General features: G+C 62.6%; 15 protein-coding genes and 2 tRNA genes. 11 read left to right on the top strand and 6 right to left on the bottom strand.

The features are described from left to right. Positions 1-30 precede the first annotated feature (30 nt). The 4 genes from V3572_RS07090 to V3572_RS07105 all read right to left on the bottom strand — a co-directional run bounded on the left by V3572_RS07090 (position 31) and on the right by V3572_RS07105 (position 1,955). Positions 31-453, bottom strand: coding sequence for a hypothetical protein (locus tag V3572_RS07090; RefSeq protein WP_332110283.1), 423 nt, complete (start codon positions 451-453; stop codon positions 31-33). Positions 454-464: 11 nt separating this feature from the next. Continuing rightward, positions 465-728 carry a hypothetical protein gene (locus tag V3572_RS07095; RefSeq protein ID WP_332110284.1) on the bottom strand — a complete coding sequence of 88 codons (264 nt, stop codon included), beginning with the start codon at positions 726-728 and terminating at the stop codon, positions 465-467. Positions 729-762: 34 nt separating this feature from the next. After that, complete coding sequence (locus V3572_RS07100) at positions 763-1,431, bottom strand: FecR family protein (protein ID WP_332110285.1); 669 nt, start codon at positions 1,429-1,431, stop codon at positions 763-765. 447 nt (positions 1,432-1,878) lie between these two features. Continuing rightward, a tRNA-Arg gene (locus tag V3572_RS07105) sits at positions 1,879-1,955 on the bottom strand. 359 nt (positions 1,956-2,314) lie between these two features. Between V3572_RS07105 and V3572_RS07110 the strand changes: the two genes are divergently transcribed. From V3572_RS07110 to rho, 8 genes are all read left to right on the top strand, one after another. Beyond that, the gene (locus tag V3572_RS07110) at positions 2,315-3,805 is read left to right on the top strand and encodes a Do family serine endopeptidase (protein WP_332110286.1); all 1,491 of its coding nucleotides are present in this window, start codon (positions 2,315-2,317) and stop codon (positions 3,803-3,805) included. A gap of 57 nt (positions 3,806-3,862) precedes the next feature. Further along, positions 3,863-4,756 carry a 4-(cytidine 5'-diphospho)-2-C-methyl-D-erythritol kinase gene (gene ispE / locus V3572_RS07115; RefSeq protein ID WP_332110287.1) on the top strand — a complete coding sequence of 298 codons (894 nt, stop codon included), beginning with the start codon at positions 3,863-3,865 and terminating at the stop codon, positions 4,754-4,756. Positions 4,757-4,800: 44 nt separating this feature from the next. After that, positions 4,801-4,876, top strand: a tRNA-Gln gene (locus V3572_RS07120). Between the two features lie 141 nt (positions 4,877-5,017). Beyond that, positions 5,018-5,962, top strand: a complete 945-nt coding sequence (locus V3572_RS07125) for a ribose-phosphate diphosphokinase (RefSeq protein WP_332110288.1) — start codon at positions 5,018-5,020, stop codon at positions 5,960-5,962. A 53-nt stretch (positions 5,963-6,015) separates the two neighbouring features. After that, a complete protein-coding gene (locus V3572_RS07130) occupies positions 6,016-6,612 on the top strand; it encodes a 50S ribosomal protein L25/general stress protein Ctc (protein WP_332110289.1) in 597 nt (198 codons plus the stop codon). Positions 6,613-6,801: 189 nt separating this feature from the next. Beyond that, on the top strand, positions 6,802-7,410 hold the full coding sequence (gene pth, locus V3572_RS07135; RefSeq protein WP_332110290.1) for an aminoacyl-tRNA hydrolase: 609 nt from the start codon (positions 6,802-6,804) through the stop codon (positions 7,408-7,410). Positions 7,411-7,520: 110 nt separating this feature from the next. Next, positions 7,521-8,033: a CarD family transcriptional regulator gene (locus V3572_RS07140; protein WP_332110291.1), complete on the top strand. Its 513-nt coding sequence runs from the start codon at positions 7,521-7,523 to the stop codon at positions 8,031-8,033. Between the two features lie 348 nt (positions 8,034-8,381). After that, positions 8,382-9,629: a transcription termination factor Rho gene (rho, locus tag V3572_RS07145; protein WP_332110292.1), complete on the top strand. Its 1,248-nt coding sequence runs from the start codon at positions 8,382-8,384 to the stop codon at positions 9,627-9,629. 171 nt (positions 9,630-9,800) lie between these two features. On the opposite strand, the gene V3572_RS07150 is transcribed toward rho, so the two are convergent. Together V3572_RS07150 and V3572_RS07155 are read right to left on the bottom strand one after the other, a co-directional pair. Next, positions 9,801-10,280 (bottom strand): hypothetical protein, encoded by a 480-nt coding sequence (locus V3572_RS07150; RefSeq protein ID WP_332110293.1) that lies wholly within the window; start codon positions 10,278-10,280, stop codon positions 9,801-9,803. Positions 10,281-10,313: 33 nt separating this feature from the next. Beyond that, positions 10,314-10,949 (bottom strand): hypothetical protein, encoded by a 636-nt coding sequence (locus V3572_RS07155; protein WP_332110294.1) that lies wholly within the window; start codon positions 10,947-10,949, stop codon positions 10,314-10,316. 248 nt (positions 10,950-11,197) lie between these two features. Between V3572_RS07155 and V3572_RS07160 the strand changes: the two genes are divergently transcribed. The 3 genes from V3572_RS07160 (at position 11,198) to V3572_RS07170 (ending at position 18,785) form a co-directional block, all read left to right on the top strand. Continuing rightward, a complete protein-coding gene (locus tag V3572_RS07160) occupies positions 11,198-12,658 on the top strand; it encodes a beta-barrel assembly-enhancing protease (protein ID WP_332110295.1) in 1,461 nt (486 codons plus the stop codon). Positions 12,659-12,660: 2 nt separating this feature from the next. Beyond that, positions 12,661-13,065, top strand: a complete 405-nt coding sequence (locus tag V3572_RS07165) for a PPC domain-containing DNA-binding protein (protein ID WP_332110296.1) — start codon at positions 12,661-12,663, stop codon at positions 13,063-13,065. Positions 13,066-13,319: 254 nt separating this feature from the next. Then, complete coding sequence (locus V3572_RS07170) at positions 13,320-18,785, top strand: alpha-2-macroglobulin family protein (protein WP_332110297.1); 5,466 nt, start codon at positions 13,320-13,322, stop codon at positions 18,783-18,785. Positions 18,786-18,807 lie beyond the last annotated feature (22 nt).

Below are 18,807 nucleotides of genomic sequence, written 5' to 3' on the forward strand. Positions count from 1 at the left end.
CTGTCCGCGCCCTGCCCGATGGGAAAGAACCTATCTGGCCGCAGCCGACGCCTGCTCCATGACGCTGACGGCGTGATCCTCGACCACGGCGACCAGTTCCGCCACGTAGTCCTTGTCCCCGGTCTTCTCGAAGACATATTCCCGAAACGGCTCCAAAAGGGTGGAGCAGGCGGCGCAGGCGTCCGTGGCCGCCTCGGGCCGGTAGGGCTTTTTCCCGGCCTGGGCCGAGACGAAGGCGGCATAGGCGCAGTCCAAAAAAGGCTTGACCCGGGCCAGAAGCGCCGCGTCCTGGCCGCCGGGGGCCGTCGCCGCCGGGGCGGCCATTGAAGGCGCCCCGCCCGATACTCCCGCCGACGTGGTTTTTCCGGCCTGGCATCCCCACATCCCGGCCAGGCAAAGGGCCGCCATGACGGCCAGGGCCGCCCGGCGCAGAGGGCTTTGGCGCTGAGGCATGTCCATCCCCCCTATTTCGAGCCGGACAGACATCCGGCCAGCTTGGCCGCCTGCCCGGGGGCGGCGGCGGATAAGACGACTTCCAGGGTTTTGCGGCCGAGTTTTTGGCCGGTCTTGGTCACTTCGCGGGCGCTGGGGGTCTTGGCGAATTTCATGACCACCACCTCGCCCGTCAGGGGATTGGTGATGTCCTTCTCCGCCCGGGCCTCAAGCGCCCCCACGGCCAGGATCAGAAACGCCGCCGCGACGGCGAAAAAAAACGGGGTGATTCGCATGGATCGTTCTCCTTACGCCTGAAGGGCCGTTTTTTCAGCATCCGCCGCCGACCTGGGGATCGGCGGGAGCGGGCGAGAGATTTTTGAAAACATCGCCGACCGCCGACGGCGTCGCCTCCGGCGCCCCCATGGCCTTGCCGCGCTCCTTGGACACGCTTGTACCCGCAGGCGCCTCCACCGTGGCCCCGAACTCCCTGTCCGTAACCAGGGCCGGGCCGCCGGACAGCACGGAGACCTGCCCGGAACCGGCCGTGACGGAAATCCCCAGGTCCGTGCCGCGCACCCCGATGTCCAGAAGCGGGGTCTGCACCTTGAAGCTCTCGGGGCGCTTCTGGGCCATTTTTCCGGTGATGAACCGGAAAACGCCCACGGAACCGGTGAAGAGCATGGCATTTTTCCCGGGGGGGTTGTCGTAGGCGTAGACATAGTCCGCCAGCGCAAGCGCGCTCTCGGCGTCCATGACCAAAAGGGATTGGTCCAAAAACTGGAACTGGGCCCGGGAGGCCTTGCCCGTATGCAGCACATCGGCCCGGTAGACGCAGGCCGTGGGGGTCAGCAGGCGCGCGTCCCCCCCGGGGCCGCGGGCCTCGACCGTTCCGGCCACGTGCTGGGCATGCCCCACCGGGCCGGATTCCTGAGCGCGCGCCGTCGGGCAGAAAAAAAAGAGAAACACCAGACAACACGCCGCCGCAGGAGTTCTCATCGCTAAATCCCCCTTGGGAAGGACGTGAAACGACGTTTGGCGAAGACCGCCGCCATCGCGGGAGGATGGCGTACGGCGCGGCCGAGACAAGCCCACGGCCCATCTGTATCATTTTCTTTACAGGTATTCGTCCTGCCGCGTCAATGAAAACGGCCTATGCGGCACGGACGTCGGCACGGCGAACTCCGCGCCGGATATGGCGTTTCCCGCATTCTTCGGTTCCGGGCGGTTCCGGCCGGACACCCTTTCCAAACCGCACCCTGCACATGTCTGCACTTTAAACGTGCAACAATCTGCACAAATAATCCTCCGAGATGGTAAAAAAAGAAGACAAATCCCGGCAGAATGTGGAAAATGCACAAAGGCACGTTTCTTGATGGAGGGGTTTGTCCCGGCTGACGAACGAAAAAAGGGACGCAGCAACAAACCGCGTCCCTGGGACATGCCTGGTGCTCCCGGTAGGATTCGAACCTGCGGCCTATCGCTTAGGAGGCGATCGCTCTATCCACCTGAGCTACGGGAGCACGAGCCGGAAGGGGCGGCCGCCAGGCGCAATGCGGCGGCCAGTCTTGACGAAGCCCGAATCTGATATAGTATTTTTCGTCGCCCTGCTTGTCAAGATGGCGGCGACGGCTGAGGCCCCGGCGGCGCTAAAGCGCGCCAAAAAACGGCCTCCCGCGACGACTCCGCGACAGGTGTGGCGTCCAGGCGGGGCCGGTTTACAAGACCGGGAGTGGCGTATAAAATTTCTAATCGCCGGTGCGCCACGCGCCCTGTCCGGGGATATCCCCCGGACATGCCCGATGCGCGAACGCACCCGCAGGCCCCGGCGCATCCCCTTTGCGGGGGCATGAGAACACGCCGCGCGGCCCAGGAGAACCACATGATCCGCACGCTGAAATCGTCCGTCCTGGCGATTCTCGCCATCTTCGTTTTGGCCGCCTCCGCCGTGGCCTCCTCTCTTCCGGAGATCACCACCCTGGCGGAAAAGGCCGGCCCGGCCGTGGTCAACATCTCCACGACCAAAACCATCAACAACCAGGGCAAGCTGCGCGACTTCTTCCAGCAGATGCCGCGAAAAGGCACGCCATTTGACGACTTTTTCGATCAGTTCGACCGCTTCTTCGGTCCCCAGGGCCCCCAGGGCAACCAAGGCGGCCCCCAGGGCGGCCCCAACGGCGGTCCCCAGGGTCGTGAGCGCGGCCCCAAGCAGCGGTCCCTGGGTTCGGGATTCATCATCTCCCGCGACGGCTACATTGTGACCAACAACCACGTCATCGACCAGGCCGACGAGGTCAAGGTGCTGTTGCGCGACTCCGACAAGCCCCTGACCGCCAAGGTCATCGGCCGCGATCCGGAGATGGATCTGGCCTTGATCAAGATCGAAGGGAAAAACGACCTGCCCTACCTCGAATTCGGCGACTCCGGGGCGCTCAAGGTCGGGGAATGGGTGGTGGCCATCGGCAACCCCTTCGGCCTGCAAAACACCGTCACCGTGGGCATCGTGTCCGCCAAGGGGCGCATCATCGGGGCCGGTCCCTTCGACAACTTCATCCAGACCGACGCCTCCATCAACCCCGGCAACTCCGGCGGCCCGCTCTTGGACCTGGACGGCCGGGTCATCGGCATCAACACCGCCATCGTGGCCTCGGGCCAGGGCATCGGCTTCGCCATCCCCAGCAACATGGCCAAGGACATCATCACCCAGCTGCGCGAAAACAAGTCCGTCAAGCGCGGCTGGCTCGGCGTGACCATCCAGAACATCGACGAAAACACCGCCAAGGCCCTGGACATGAAGGACACCAAGGGCGCCCTTCTGACCTCGGTCATCCCCGGCGATCCGGCGGACAAGGCGGGGCTTAAGACCGGCGACGTCATCACGGCGATCAACGGCGAAAACATTGAGGACACCAACGCGCTTTTGCGCAAGGTGGCGGCCATCCGGCCCGGCGAAAAAGCGGAATTGACCATCCTGCGCAAGGGGGCCACGAGCAAGATCAGCGTCAGCCTCGGCGAGCGCGACTCCAAGAACCTGGCCCAGGGCGAGATGCAAAACGGCGAGGATGAGACCGCCAGCGAGACCATGCTGGGGCTCTCCCTGCGCCAGATGAACGCCCAGGAGGCCAAGGCCCTGGGCATGGACAAGCCCCAGGGGCTGTTGGTGGCGGGCGTGGCCGAAGGCTCCGCCGCCGAAGAGGCCGAGGTGCGCCCCGGCGACGTGATCCTGGAGATCAACCAGACCGCGGTCACCTCCGTGGACGCCTTCACCAAGGCGGTCAAGGAGGACGGCCGGAAAAAGGGCGTGGTCATGCTCCTGATCAAGCGTCAGGGTCAAAGCCTGTTCCGCACCATCCCGGTGACGGACGGCAAGTAGGACAACGATTGAGCGCGGGACGGGGCCCTCCCCGTCCCGCGTTTTCATCACCCCTCCATGACACAAACCGCCTCCACCGCTCCCGCCGGGGAAACCCGCCTGGCCGCGCCGTGCAAGATCAATCTGCATCTGCGCATCCTTCGGCGCCGCCCCGACGGCTATCACGATCTGGAGACCCTGTTTCTGGCCCTGCCCGAACCGGCGGACGAACTGGTCATCCGCCCCCTGCCCGGGGACGGCGGCCTGACGCTTGCCTGTTCGGACCCGGCCCTGGACGGCCCGGACAACCTCGTGGCCCGGGCCTACCGGGCCTACGGCGAAAACACGGGTTTTTTCCCAGCCCTCGACGTTTTTTTGGACAAACGCATCCCGGCCGGTTCGGGACTTGGCGGAGCCAGTTCCGACGCCGCAGGCATCCTGGCCTATCTCAACGGCCACGCCCCACAACCCCTGTCCGCCCGGGAGTTGTCGGCCCTGGGCGCAGGCCTGGGCGCGGACGTGTCTTTTTTTCTCCAGGACGGTCCGGCCCTGGCTCTGGGCATCGGCGAAAAACTGTCGCCTTTTCCCCTCGATCTTTCCGGATTCGCCCTGGTTCTGGTCTGCCCCAGACAGCGGGTGAACACGGCCTGGGCCTACCGGACCTACGACGAACAGTCAGGAAACGACGCCCCCGCCTCGGAAAGTCACTTGACAAGCGCATTTCACCGAAATATACGACCCTTTTGCGTGACCGGGCTGCCACTGTTCAACAGCTTTGAAGGGGTCGTTTTTGCGGCCCTGCCGGATCTGCGGCGTCTCAAGGAAACCCTGTTTTCCCTGGGCGCATCGGGTGCGGCCTTAAGCGGCAGCGGGTCCGCCATGTTCGGACTGTTCCGGGATCGGGAAAAGGCCCGCCAGGCCGTGGCCGAGCTTGTCCGCCAGGGCGTTGACGGACGACTGGTTCTTCCCTGACGCCGCTTTGCGGCGCTTTTTTTCCGGGATTGTCCGGTACTTGCTGGGGCGTCGCCAAGCTGGCAAGGCACGGGGTTTTGGTCCCCGCATTCGAGGGTTCGAATCCTTCCGCCCCAGCCATATTTCGTGCCCGGCCCCACACGCCCTTGGCGGGCCGGACGCCACGCGGGAACGCCGCATCCGGCCGTGGCTGGACGGAGCGGACGTCAAAGGCGCGCCGCAAGGTCCGCCCCCGGCACACCACTATCGAGGCAAAACTCCATGGCCCAAGGCGATCTGAAAATCCTCTCCGGCACGTCCAATCCGGCGTTGGCTGAAGCCATCTGCGACCACCTGGGCTGCACGCTTCTGCCCTCCAAGGTGAGCACCTTCAGCGACGGCGAGATTCGGGTGGAGATCGGGGCCAACGTCCGGGGTTCGGATATCTTCGTCATCCAGTCCACCTGCAAGCCCGTGAACTTTCTGTTCATGGAGCTGTGCCTGATCCTGGACGCCCTCAAACGGGCCAGCGCCCACCGGGTGACCGCCGTGGTGCCGTATTACGGCTACGCCCGCCAGGACCGCAAGGTGGCCCCCCGGGCCCCCATCAGCGCCAAGCTGGTGGCCGATTTTCTGACCGTGGCCGGGATGAACCGCCTTTTGACCATCGACCTGCACGCCGGACAGATCCAGGGCTTTTTCAACCTGCCCGTGGACAACCTCTATGCCGCGCCGATCATGGCCGAATATTTCAAGGGCATCCACAGCGACAACCTGATGATCGTCTCCCCCGACGCCGGGGGCGTGGAACGGGCCCGGTCCTTCGCCAAGCGTCTTGAGGGCGGGCTGGCCATCATCGACAAACGCCGCGACGCCCCCAACCAGGCCAAGGCCATGCACGTCATCGGCGACGTCACGGACAAGGTCTGCGTGGTCCTGGACGACATGATCGACACCGCCGGGACCATCGTCCAGGCCGGCCAAGTGCTGCTCGAAAACGGCGCCCGGGAGGTCATGGCCTGCGCCACCCACCCCGTGCTCTCCGGCCCGGCCATCGAACGCCTGGAGGCCTCGTCGTTTTCCCAGATCGTGACCACCAACACCATCCCCCTGAGCGAAGAAGCCAAGTGCTGTTCCAAGATCAAGGTGCTGTCCATCGCCGGGCTTCTGGCCAAGGCCATCCACAACATCCACACCGAGTCTTCGGTGAGCGTGCTTTTCACCTAATAAATCACACGCCGGGCGCGAAAGCCGCGCCGGAATCGAAAAGGAGAACCACCATGAAAGAGCAACTGTCCCTCGCGGTCACCCCCCGCGCTACGAAGGGAAAAGGCGCCTGTCGGCGGCTGCGCGTCGAGAACCTTGTGCCCGGCATCTTCTATGACTCCAAGGGAACCAACATTCCGGTCATGGTCGCCGAACTGCCCCTGACCAAGCTGCGGGAAAAGACCGGCTCCTCCCACGTTTTCGATCTGGTGATCGAGAGCGAGGAAGGCCCCCAGACCCGGCCGTCGCTCATCTGGAACGTCCAGCGCCACCCCACCAAGCCCCGCATCACCCATGTGGACTTCTACGGCGTGGACCTGGAAAAGGTCATCCGGGTGTCCGTGCCCGTGGTGGTCACCGGCAAGGCCAAGGGCGTGGTGCTCGGCGGCAAGCTCGAAATCTTCCGGGACATGGTCGAGGTGGAGTGCCTGCCCCTGTCCATCCCGGACATGGTGACCATCGACGTGTCGGCCCTGGACACCAATGAAAACATTGTCGTCTCCGATCTGGTCCTGCCCGAGGGCGTCAAGGCCGTCTACGAGGACAATTATGCCGTGGTGGGTGTGGTGTTCGAGGCCGAGGAAGAAGAAAAGACCACGGCCGAATCCTGATCATCGCCCTGATCCGGAGGCGGCCCTGTCCGGGTCGCCTCCTTTGCATCGCTTCATGCCGGACGGGCCGCGCCGGGTGTTCGCAGACGCGCGGCCTCGTTTTCCGCCCTCTCGTACGCACATGATGGCGACGAACGATATTTCCGGCCCGGGACTCGCCCTGCGGCCGCATCACAACCCCCGCTTGCCATGGCGTTCACTTCCCTGATTTTGGGACTGGGCAACCCCGGTCCCCAGTATGCCATGACCCGGCACAATCTGGGTTTCTGGGCTGCGGACGCCCTGCGGGAGCAAGGCCAGGCCTCGCGCATCTCGTCGCGCAAGGATGTCGAATTGTTTCACCTGACGCTTACGGGTCCGGCCAGAGGGCCGCATTTGCTGGCGAAACCCCTGACGTTTATGAATTTAAGCGGACTGGCCGCCTCCTATCTGTGTGGATATTACAAGATCGATCCGGAGAACGTGGTCGTGATGCACGACGAACTGGATCTGCCCCTGGGACGCATCCGGATCAAGCGCGGCGGCGGCGACGCCGGGCACCAGGGCCTGGCCTCCATCACCCGGGAACTGGGCGCCCCGGATTACGTGCGCATCCGCCTGGGCATAAGCCGCCCCGCCCCCGGGCGCGACGTGAAGGGCTACGTGCTGGAGCGCTTCCCGGAGTACGAACGGGCCATCGCCATGCGCGTGGCCGAGGACGCGGCCCGGCTGGCGACGCTCTTTTTGACTGAGGGTTTGGAGACGGCCAAACGGCAGGCGGGCCAGATCAACCATACGCCGCCCGCGAACCCCGCATGACCGCCGCCAGCCTGCCTGAATCAGACATGGACTATTTTCGCCCATTGCGTTATTTAGAAAAAACACTGGACGCATCCTCCCTTCTTCTCGACTCGCAAAGGAGCCCCACGGTGTTTTCTGTTGACCAGCTAGTCGTCTATCCCGCCCAGGGTGTGGGCAAAGTGGAACGCATCGAATCCCGGGACATCGGGGGGGCGACGACGGACTTTTTTATCGTCCGCATTTTGAGCAACAACGTCACGCTCATGGTGCCGGTGCGAAACGCCCAGAATGTCGGCCTGCGTCCCCTGTGTACCGAAGACCAGGGCCGGGCCATCATCGAGTCCCTGAAAGACCGTTCCGACTTCACCGGCTACACAGGGCAGAATTGGAACCGCCGCTATCGGGAATATTCCGAAAAGCTCAAAAGCGGGGATCTGGCCGATGTAGCCTATGTTCTCAAGGAACTTCTGCTTATCGGGCAGAACAAGGAATTGTCCTTCGGCGAACGCCGCCTGCTCGAACAGGCCACCGGACTTTTGACCCTGGAGCTGAGCCTGTCCCTTTCACAGGAGCAGGACGAGGTCAAGGCGGTCATCAACGAACTGTTCGCCGACGTGATCCAGCCCAAAGTCGTGGAGTGACCTGGCGGGGCGCGCAGGACGTCAAAAAGGGCACATCCCGCTTGACAGTGCCCGCAAATTGTATAAGTAACACCCCGGGCCGCCAAGCAGTGCCCCCTCCAAATCCGGTTCTTTTTTACAGAATTGACACTTCCGCGAAGGCAACAGCGACTGGAGCTTGATTTTTCCGCGAGCGTCATTCCGCTTACACTACCGTTGGCATCTGCGGGGAACGCACCTCCGCTGCACCGTTTCCGCGCCAAGAGAGCCATCGCATATTTCGTCAGGATCGATTCGGATTTTTTACGGGAAAACCCTCTCTTTTCCACGGCTGTGCACCATACAACGCCCCTTTGTACGGAGTAAGGAATGAATCTTTCGGAACTGAAACTCAAAAGCATGCCCGAGCTCATGGAGCTCGCAACAACCTACAACGTCGAGAATCCGAGCGGCATGCGCAAGCAGGAGTTGATCTTCGGCATCCTGCAAAACTGCGCCTCGCAAAACGGCTCGATCTTCGGCGAAGGGGTTCTGGAAATTCTGCCCGACGGATTCGGCTTCCTGCGCTCCCCCATGTACAGCTACATGCCCGGTCCCGACGACATCTACGTCTCGCCGTCCCAGATCCGCCGCTTCGGGCTGCGCAAAGGCGACGTCATCTCCGGCCAGATCCGCCCCCCCAAGGAGGGCGAACGCTATTTCGCGCTTTTGCGCGTAGGCGAAATCGGATTCGCCCCCCCCGAGGCCTCGAAAAACCTGGTGCTCTTCGACAACCTGACCCCGCTGTACCCCAACCAGCGGTTCGTCATGGAAAACGGCGGCGAGAACTATTCCTCCCGGGTCATCGACCTTTTGGCCCCCATCGGCCATGGCCAGCGCGGGCTCATCGTGGCCCCGCCGCGCACCGGCAAGACCATGCTGCTCCAGACCATCGCCAACTCCATCAACGCCAACCACCCCGAGGCCTACCTCATCGTGCTGCTCATCGACGAGCGTCCCGAGGAAGTCACGGACATGGAGCGCACCGTGCGGGCCGAGGTGGTCAGCTCCACCTTCGACGAGCCGCCCCAGCGCCACGTCCAGGTGGCCGAGATGGTCAGCGAGAAGGCCAAGCGCCTGGTCGAACGCAAGCGAGACGTGGTCATCCTGCTCGACAGCATCACCCGCCTGGGCCGGGCCTACAACGCCGTGACCCCCTCCTCCGGCCGGGTGCTCTCCGGCGGCCTGGACGCCAACGCCCTGCAACGCCCCAAGCGCTTTTTCGGCGCGGCCCGCAACATCGAGGGCGGCGGCTCCCTGACCATCATCGCCACGGCGCTCATCGACACCGGTTCGCGCATGGACGAGGTCATCTTCGAGGAGTTCAAGGGCACGGGCAACATGGAGATCTATCTGGACCGCCATCTCGCGGAGAAGCGCGTGTTCCCGGCCATCGACATGAACCGCTCCGGCACCCGCAAGGAAGAACTGCTGCTTCCGGAAGAAGTGCTCAACCGGGTGTGGATCCTGCGCAAGCTTCTGGCCCCCATGAACCCCATCGACAGCATGGAGTTTCTGCTGGGCAAGATGCGCGGCAGCAAAAACAACCGCGAGTTTCTGGACCTCATGAACCGCTAGGGTTGTGAAAGCGCAAACCCCTTTCAGCGTGACTGAAAGGGGTTTGGTTGCATCAAATGCTCTTATTTACTGAATTGCATCGTATTCTATTGTGAGTCTGACTGTACAACAGCACGCTCCGCAAAAAAGCACCCACACACAAATGTCTTTGATGCCTTTGCTGTCCGAAGTTTATTTTATTTTAACAATTTCAAGTACAGCTTCTCCTCTGTTACCTGAGCATTTATCCATCCCTTCGTGCTCATCAGTTAGATAAAAATACAGTGTTGTCTGGACACTCAGGTTTATATCCACAACCTCATCGGCATTTTTCACAAAAGCCTCTTTGGCATCAGGGTATTTTACCTCACTTCCAAGAAAATATTCTTCCTTCCCGTCAAAGACCATGACAAGCCAAAACCACGGCTGTGTCTTCCGCAATGTTGCATCTTTATTCGACGGATAGCGTGATACTGCTCCACCAGTCGGATGCGCTTTGTATTGCCCAGGTTCTAATTTTAATTTGACAGCGTTGCTCAAGCATCTTTCTTTATTGTTTTGAATGCTTGCGCAACAATTATTTTCTGCACCAACCTTCACTTCGTAACTCTGACAATAGCCAGACCCTGGAACGATTATCAAAACAAGCAACACAGGAAGAAGAAACTTCATACGCCCTCCAATAATTTAAAGGTTATATACATATCAATTTGTCGGCACTCTAGTAATTGGTCGGGAACTTCTTTCTAGTAAACCACGATTCTTCACGTCATTCCCGCTTACATCTCCGACCATTTTCTTGGCATTACGTATATCTGAAACAACTCCCTGTAATTCCCCCGCAAGATCGACATTTCTTGCAATTTCTGGCCTTTTGATCATTATATCTATCAAATCTGCTTTTTGTATGCATATATTATTCATAGCAACCATCCGCTTGACTATATCTTTAAACGACTTATCACTATTATTTTTTAATATATGCATCTGTTCCTTTGCATTGATTACTTCATCAAGAGTCATCAGTAACGTATCAAGCGTATGTTTGCCCTTATCAACGCTAATTTCTAACTTTATATTTTGTATTTCAAGTTTATCTATTGTCTCATCAAGTTTATTTACAACATCATAATGCCTTATATCACCTTCACTTTGAGATTGAAAATATGTAATCACAGACAGTACTCCTCCGATTAATATTATACATACAAAGGCTATCCCTTTATACCATTTTGTTTTGCTTTCTCCGTCAGAGCTCCCTATCTTATCCCCCGTAAAGTAAAGGAAGAGTGAGCCCACATTCAGAATGGCAATCAGTAAATATGGAAGCACATCGGACATTTGCCCCCCAGCTGTTTGCACGTATAAATAATATTCTCCTATCCATGACAAAAACTCCGATGTCAACTTATTTTTAAATATTAATTATAAACTAAACAATACTTTTGACGCCAGCATACGAATATATCGGCAAGTTTCCCGTAATAACACATATCAACCGCTGCACAGGTCACAGTTGGGATCATCCGCAATGAAAACTCCCCCACCCCGCCCTTTTCTTCTTTCGCCAACGGCGGTAAGGAAAGGACATGAGCACCCCACTTCGCCGTACGGCCGCCATCGTGGCGGTCATCTTGTGCCTTGTGGCGGGACGCTTCGTCCCGGGCGCATGGCCGACATCTCCCCGCGAGGCCCAGGCCGGACTTTTCGAGTTCACCCTCAAGGATGAACGGGAACTGGGCGAAAAATTCAACGCCCTGGTCCGCTCCCAGCTCCCCCTGGTGGACGACGCCGAGATCCAGGCCTATGTCACGGACATGGTCAACCGGGTGGCCAAGTCCATGCCGCCCCAGCCCTTCCCCCTGACCATCGGGGTCATCCAGAACAATGCCTTAAACGCCTTCGCCGCCCCGGCGGGCTACGTCTTCGTCTTCACCGGGCTCATCCTCAACCTGAACCACGAATCCGAGGTGGCGGCGGTCATCGCCCACGAACTGGCCCACGTCACCCAGCGCCATCTGGCCAGCCGATATGAAAAAATGACCACCCTGACCATCGGCCAACTGGTGGGCATGGTGGCCGGACTGGCCCTGGGCGCCGCCGCAGGCGCTCCCGAGGCCGGAAGCGCGCTTATCCTGGGTTCCCAGGCGGCCGCGGTCCAGACGTATTTGGGCTACAGCCGCGAGGACGAGCGCGAGGCCGATCAGGTGGGGATGAACTATCTGGTGGCCGCCGGATATCCGCCCCAGGGGATGGTCGGGGCCTTCGAGACCATCCGGCGCATGCGCTGGCTCAAGGGCCAGGCCACCATCCCGGCCTACTTAAGCACCCACCCCGATGTCACCGAACGGCTGGGCTACCTCAAAGACCGCATCAACCAGATGCCCAAGGCCATCCGCGACCGCAGGCAGGACGACGGCAAATTCCTTCGCGCCCAGACCATCATCCGGGCCCGCTACGACGACCCCCCGAAGGCCATCGGATACTACCGGGGACTAGGGGCCAAAATGACCTGCCTGGACAAGCTCGGACTGGCCGTGGCCACGGGCCGCACCCACGACATCGCCGCCGCCAGGACGGCCTTTGACGAGGCCATGGCCTGCGGTGGGGGAGACCCCTTGTGGCTGCGCGAGATCGGCCGCTTCGAGATCAAGTCCCGGCGCTACGAACTGGCCGAAGACTATCTCAAGCGCTCCGTGGAAAAAAATCCCAACGACCTGACGGCCCTTTTCGAATATGCCCGGCTTCTGGCCCAGACCGGCCATTTCGCCCAGGCCTTGCCCTACATGAACCGGGTGCGCATGAATTTCCCCGACAACGCGGAGATACAGACCGCCTACGGCCAGATGCTCGGGCAATCCGGCGATCTGTTCCGGGCCCATCTGCATCTGGCCTATGCCGCCGTCTATGAAAACAACGAACGCCAGGCCGAGTTTCAGATCAAAAAAGTCAAGGATCTGGCTAAGTCCGAGGAACAGAAACAGGAACTGGCCAAACTTGAGGAACTTTTCAAAAAACGGACGGAACTCTTAAAACGGAGGATTCTCTAAACATGAGCGCGCCGCATCTTTTCCGCTTGCCCAAGGACGCCGATCTTCTGGAGGCCCTGGACGCCATCTGTCGCGAAAAGGGCGTCACCCACGCCACGGTCTCGGTAATCGGCGCGCTGACCCGGGCCAGCCTGGGGTTTTATCTCCAGGACGAGCACCGCTATGTCTCCCACGAGGTGGACAAGCCGGTGGAGGTGCTGGCCGGACTTGGCAGCGTGTCCCTCAAGGAAGGCCTACCCTTTGTGCATCTGCATCTGACCCTAAGCGACGCCACCGGCGCGGCCTTTGGCGGCCACGCCATGCCCGGCTGCCGCATCTTCGCGGCCGAGGCGGTCTTCCAGACAGCCGAGGGGCCGGAAAAACACCGGGTGTTCGACGAGGCCACCGGCCTTTTCCTCTGGGGCTGATCCGTGTCGTCTCGGGAGGCCGCCGAACCCAGATTCCCCGGCCTCCCGATCTCCTCACAGTCTTTGATTTTTTTCTTATCCCCCCGGTCGCCTTGCCTCGCCCCAGCCCTTGTTGCTAGTGTCGCGCGGTACTGGCCCGTGGGGCGTGCGGCGTCGACCGCAGGCGTCGTCCCCGCAAGCCGACGCCGCTTCGAACGCGCACCACGACTTTGCGCGCTCAACACCGTCTCAATGCAGAAACGAGGTTGGCCCGCATGACCGCGCCCGAACGCACTCCGTGGTACAAAGACTGGAAAATCCAGCTCATCGTGGTCCTGGCCGTCATCGTCGTGGCCCAGTTCGTGTCCCTTTCGGGCCTGCGCACGCCCACCCCTCCCCCGGCGGTTTCCCCCGCGCCGGTGGCGGCCGCACCCGACGACGTGACCGTGGCCGGGGTGTCCATTGAGGCCGAACAGGGACGGGCCCTGCTCATCGCCTTCGACCACCCCGTGGCCGGAGTCACGGCCGGGAGCCGCCCGGCCAAGGAGCCTGCGGCCATTTCCCCGTCCGTGTCCGGCGTCTGGACCTGGATCAACCCGTTCATGCTGCGTTTCGAGCCGTCCGAACCCTTCGCCACGGCCAAAAGCTACGCCATAACCATAAAGCCGGACCATATCGTCACCGCCCCCCAACGTCTGACGGGCGAGACGAAGTTCGCCGCCGCCCACGGCGTCTTCGAGCTGACGCGCCTGACGGGCCACCTGGAATCCGCCGCCGAGGAGGCGCCCGGCATGGTGCGCATCGAGGGCGAGGCCGTCTTCAACCGTGCAGTGGACCCCGAGGCCCTGCTCGAACATCTGAAAATCCTGGACCCCCTGCGCGGCGACGGCGATCCCGTCTCCTTCTACATCCCCGACAGTTCCCCCGGCCGCAAGCTGGCCTTCATCAGCGACCCCATCGCCGCGAAGACCCAGGCCCGGGACATCACCCTGGTGATCTCCCCCGAGACCGTCCCCGAGAAAGGCGGCGTCCCCCTTGGCCGGGAGGTCAAAACGACGGTGCCCGTGGTTCTGGACACGGTGCTCAAAGTCAACGCCATAAACGCCGAGAGCCAGGGCGAGGCCAGCGTGCTGCGCATCAACTTTTCCACGCCGGTTGCGGCCAAGGCCCTGGAGGACCATCTGGCCATCACCCCGGAGGTGGCCCGGCGCATCCATTCCGAAGAGGGCGATCTCATCGTGACGGGCGAATTCATCCCCGGCCGGGACTATCAGGTGACCCTGCGCAAGGGCCTGGCCGCCGCCGACGGGGCCATGCTCGAACAGGACGTGTCGGAGCCGGTCTCCGTTCCGGACCTCGATCCCTTGGCCGTTTTCAAGGACCAGGGGATGTTTCTGTCCCGCTCGGGCTATAAAAATCTGGCCGTCAAAAGCGTCAACACCGACACGGCGGACTTGGTCATCGACCGGGTCTACTTAAACAACCTGTTCGCCTTCCTCAATTTCGACTATTCGGCCATGGACGAGTCCTTTACCGGCCAATACCTGAGCCACAGCCTGGGCGACCGGCTGCAGAAGGTCACCTTGTCCCTGACCGGGCCGCAAAACAAGGCCGTCACCACCCCCGTCAACCTGGAAAAATACATCGCCCAGCAGACCCCGGGCCTGTACCGGGTGGCCCTGACCCTGCCCGGGCAGTACGAGGGCGATCAGCGTCTGGTGCTCATCACGGACCTTGGCATCGTGGCCAAGCGCGGCAATGCGGACATCCTGGTCTTCACGGCCTCCTTCTCCACCCTGGCCTCGGTCCAGGGCGCCACGGTGCGCATCATAAGCGACCAGAACCAGGAAATCGCCCGGGGAACCACCGACGCCTCGGGACTTTTCCAGGCCACCCTGTCTGCGGAAATTCTTGAGAAAAACCAGCCCTACCTGATCACCGTGGAAAAGGGCGCCGACTTCAGCTTCCTGCTCTTCGACTCCTTCCATACGGACACCACGGGCATGGACGTGGACGGCCGGATGCTGTCCAAGACCGGCTACACCGCCTTCCTCTACGGCGAACGCGACATCTACCGCCCCGGAGAGACCTTAAACGGCGTGGCCATGGTCCGCGACGCGAGCTTAAAGACCCCGGCCTCCATGCCGCTGACGCTTCGCCAGACCGACCCCCAGGGCCGCAAGCTCGGGGAGACCGTGGTCAAGACCGACGACAAAGGCATGGCCTCCTTCTCCCTGCCGCTGCCCGGCTATCTCATCACCGGTCCCTATGTCCTCGAACTCCTGGCGGGCAAGGAGCAGATCGGCGAATACCGTTTCCAGGTCGAGGATTTCGTGCCCGACCGCATCAGCGTCAGCGTCGAGCCCGGCCAGACCATGGCCCTGCCCGGGGAGAGGCTCGGGTTTTCGGTCAAAAGCCGCTACCTGTTCGGCGCCCCGGCCGCAGATCTGCCCGTGGAGGCCCGGGTGCGCCTGACCAAGGCCCCGTTTACCCCCAAGGGTTTTGAAAATTATTCCTTCGGCGACCCCGAGCGCTCTTTCGAGGACACGGAATTTTTCCAAAGCGACGAATCCCTGGGCCCGGACGGCGCACAGACCTTCGAGGCCGAGCTGCCCCGGGACGTCCGGCCTCCGGCGGCGCTGTCGGCGGTCATCACCGCCCGGGTGCGCGAGGGCGGCGGGCGCGGCGTGACGGCCATGGCCCGGGTGCCTGTGCATGCCTATCCGTCCTATCCCGGGCTCAAGCGCCTGGAACGAGAAGGCCGGGAGCCGGGCAAACCCCTGGTCCTGGATTTCGTGAACGTATCCGCCGCCGGGGAGGAGGCCAAGGCCGGGGAGCTCAAGGCCCGCTTCTATAAGGACGACTGGCAGACGGTGCTGCGCCGTGATCCGGGCGGCAGTTTCAAATACGATTCCGTGCGCGATTCCAGGCTGCTTGACGCCAAGACCATTGCCGCCGGGGCCAGCCACGGGACCGTGACCTTCACCCCGCCGACCGTGGGCAGCTACCGCGTGGTGCTGACGGATACGGCCACCGGGGCCGCCAGCCAGGTGGAATTTTTCTGCGGCGGCTTCGGCTATTCGCCCTGGGCCCTGGAAAATCCGGCCCGCATCGAGCTTGTGCCGGATAAAAAGGAATACGCCTCGGGAGAGACCGCCACCTTCCAGGTGCGCGCCCCCTTTGCCGGACGCATGCTGGTCACCGTGGAAAACGAGGAGGTGCGCCAGGCGTTCGTCATGGACATGCCGGGCAACACCGGCCAGATCAGCATTCCGGTCAAACCCGAATACATGCCCAACGCCTATGTGACCGCCACGTTGGTACGCAAGGCCTCCGACCTTTCGTCCGGTTCCGTGGCCAGGGCCTTCGGGGCCGCGCCCCTGTACGTTGACCGGGCCGAGGGCCGCCTGGAGGTCATTGCCTCCTCCCCGGCCGAGATGCGCCCCGGGACGCCCCTGGTTATCGACGTGACCACCCGTTCCGGAGCGGCCCTGACGGTGTCCGCCGTGGACGAGGGCATCTTGCAGCTCATTGCCCAAAAAACCCCCGATCCCTACGGCGAATTCTACGCCAAGCGGCAGCTCGGGGTGGAGTCCTACGACATCTTCTCCCTGCTTCTGCCCGAGGTGCCGCCGCTGCACGGCAAGTCCCTGGCTGGCGGCGGCGACTCCCTGGAGGATTTGAGCAAATTCCTGCGCTCGGAAAGCCCGGCCTCGAGGCTGGTGGCCTTCTGGTCCGGGGTGGTCGTGGCCGACGGGCAGGGCAAGGCCCGGGTGAGCTTCGACGTGCCGGAATTTCGCGGCGCGGTGCGCATCATGGTCGTGGCCGCCGACGGCCGCCGCTTCGGCGCGGCCGAGACCGTCACCCGGGTGAAAAGCCCCTTGTCCGTGTCCCCGAGCTTCCCGCGTTTCCTGTCCCTGGAGGAGACCGTGGACATCCCGGTGGCCGTGCGCAACGACACCCCCGGCCCCGGAGACTTCGCCGTGACGCTTGCCGTCACGGGTTCGGCCTCCTGCGCCGCCCCCCAAAAGTCCGTGTCCCTGGCCCCGGGTGAGGAGAAGACCCTGTTTTTCCCGGTGGCCACCGGTCCCGGGGAAGGCATGGCCACCTTTGCCGTGACCGTTTCCGGAAACGGCGAAAAGGCTGCCGCCAGCCAGGAGCTCTTCGCCCGCTCCCCGCTCCCGGCCCGCTCGGACATCCAGTCCGGCGGCCTGGAGAGCGCCTCGACCAAGCTCAATGACGTTGCGGCCGGATTCGTGCCGGGCACGGCGCGCCGCGACATCTTCATCGGCCGCCAACCCCTCTTGCGCTTCGCCGCAAACCTGCGCGAACTGCTGACCTATCCCCACGGCTGCGTGGAGCAGACCGTGTCCAAGGCCTTTCCCCTTTTGTATTTCGCCGATCTGGCCAAGGTTCTGGCCCCGGACATCCTGCCCGGCGGCCAACCCGCGGCCATGGTCCAGGCCGCCGTGAAGCGCCTGATGAGCATGCAGATCTACGACGGCGGCTTCTCCATGTGGCCGGGCGGCCGGGAGGCCGTGGACTGGCCCAGCGTCTATGCCGCCCATTTCCTGGTGGAGGCCAAGGCGGCGGGCTACCATGTAGATGAGGACTCCCTGCGCCGGGCCCTGCGCTTTCTCGCCGGGCTGGCCAAAAACGCCGCCAGCGATGACCAGGGGGGCGAGGACGAGGGAAGCGGGGCCAAGGTCTCGGCCTATGCCCTGTACGTCCTGGCCCGGGCGGGCAAGGCGGACATCGGGGCCATGGACTATCTGCGCGACTCCGCAAGCGACGGCCTGCCCGCCGACGCCCGGGGGCTTTTGGGCGCGGCCTATGCCGCCGTGGGCAACCAGAAGGCCGCAAGCGCCTTGCTGGCCGGTTCGCCGCCAGCCGACACCGTGAAACGCTTAACCGGCGGCGCCCTGGATTCGCCGCTTCGGGACAAGGCCCTGTATCTGGCGGCCTTGACCGACGCCGCGCCCAAGGACTCGCGACTGCCCAAACTCGCGGCGGACACGGCCCGGCTCTTCGCCGCCGTGCGCCATCCCTCCACCCAGGAGGCGGCCTTCGCCTTCGTGGCCCTTGGCAAGTATTATGCGAAGCAGGCGGCCAAGAAGCCGTTTTCCGGCAAGCTGTACGCCGGTTCGACGCTTCTGACGGATTTTTCTTCCGACAAACCCTTGTCCCTGCGGGGCATTCCCGACGCCGGGGTGCTGCGCATCGAGATGGACGGCGGCTACGAGGCCGGGGCGGCCTTTTTCAGCGTGGAGACGCGCGGCGTGCCCCTGATGTCGGCCTACAAGCCCGAGCGGGCCGGACTTGAGATCGTGCGCGAATACCTGGACCGCCAGGGCAATCCGCTATCCGGGGAAAGCGTGCCCCAGGGAACCCTCCTGGTGCAGAAGACCTCCGTGCGCAGCCTGTCCGGCGCGGTGGAAAACCTGGTGCTCCAAAACCTGCTGCCCACGGGCGTCGAGGTGGAGAACCCGCGTCTGGACACCACGGAGAAGCTGCCCTGGATGACCGGGGACGATCTGGAGGCGGATTACGTGGATTACCGGGGGGACCGGGTCAACGTGTTCGCCGACCTCCCGGACGAGAAGTGGCGCAACCATTTCAGCCTGCTGCGCGCGGTGACGCCGGGGACGTTCCATGTGCCGCCGCCCCAGGTGGAGGCCATGTACGACCCGTCGCTTATGGCCTCGGGGCTGCTCGGGAAGATCACGGTGCAGGTGAAATAACGGACGTCTCGGCCCGGACGTT

The sequence above is a fragment of the Desulfolutivibrio sp. genome (genome assembly GCF_036584575.1).
GTDB lineage: Bacteria > Desulfobacterota > Desulfovibrionia > Desulfovibrionales > Desulfovibrionaceae > Desulfolutivibrio.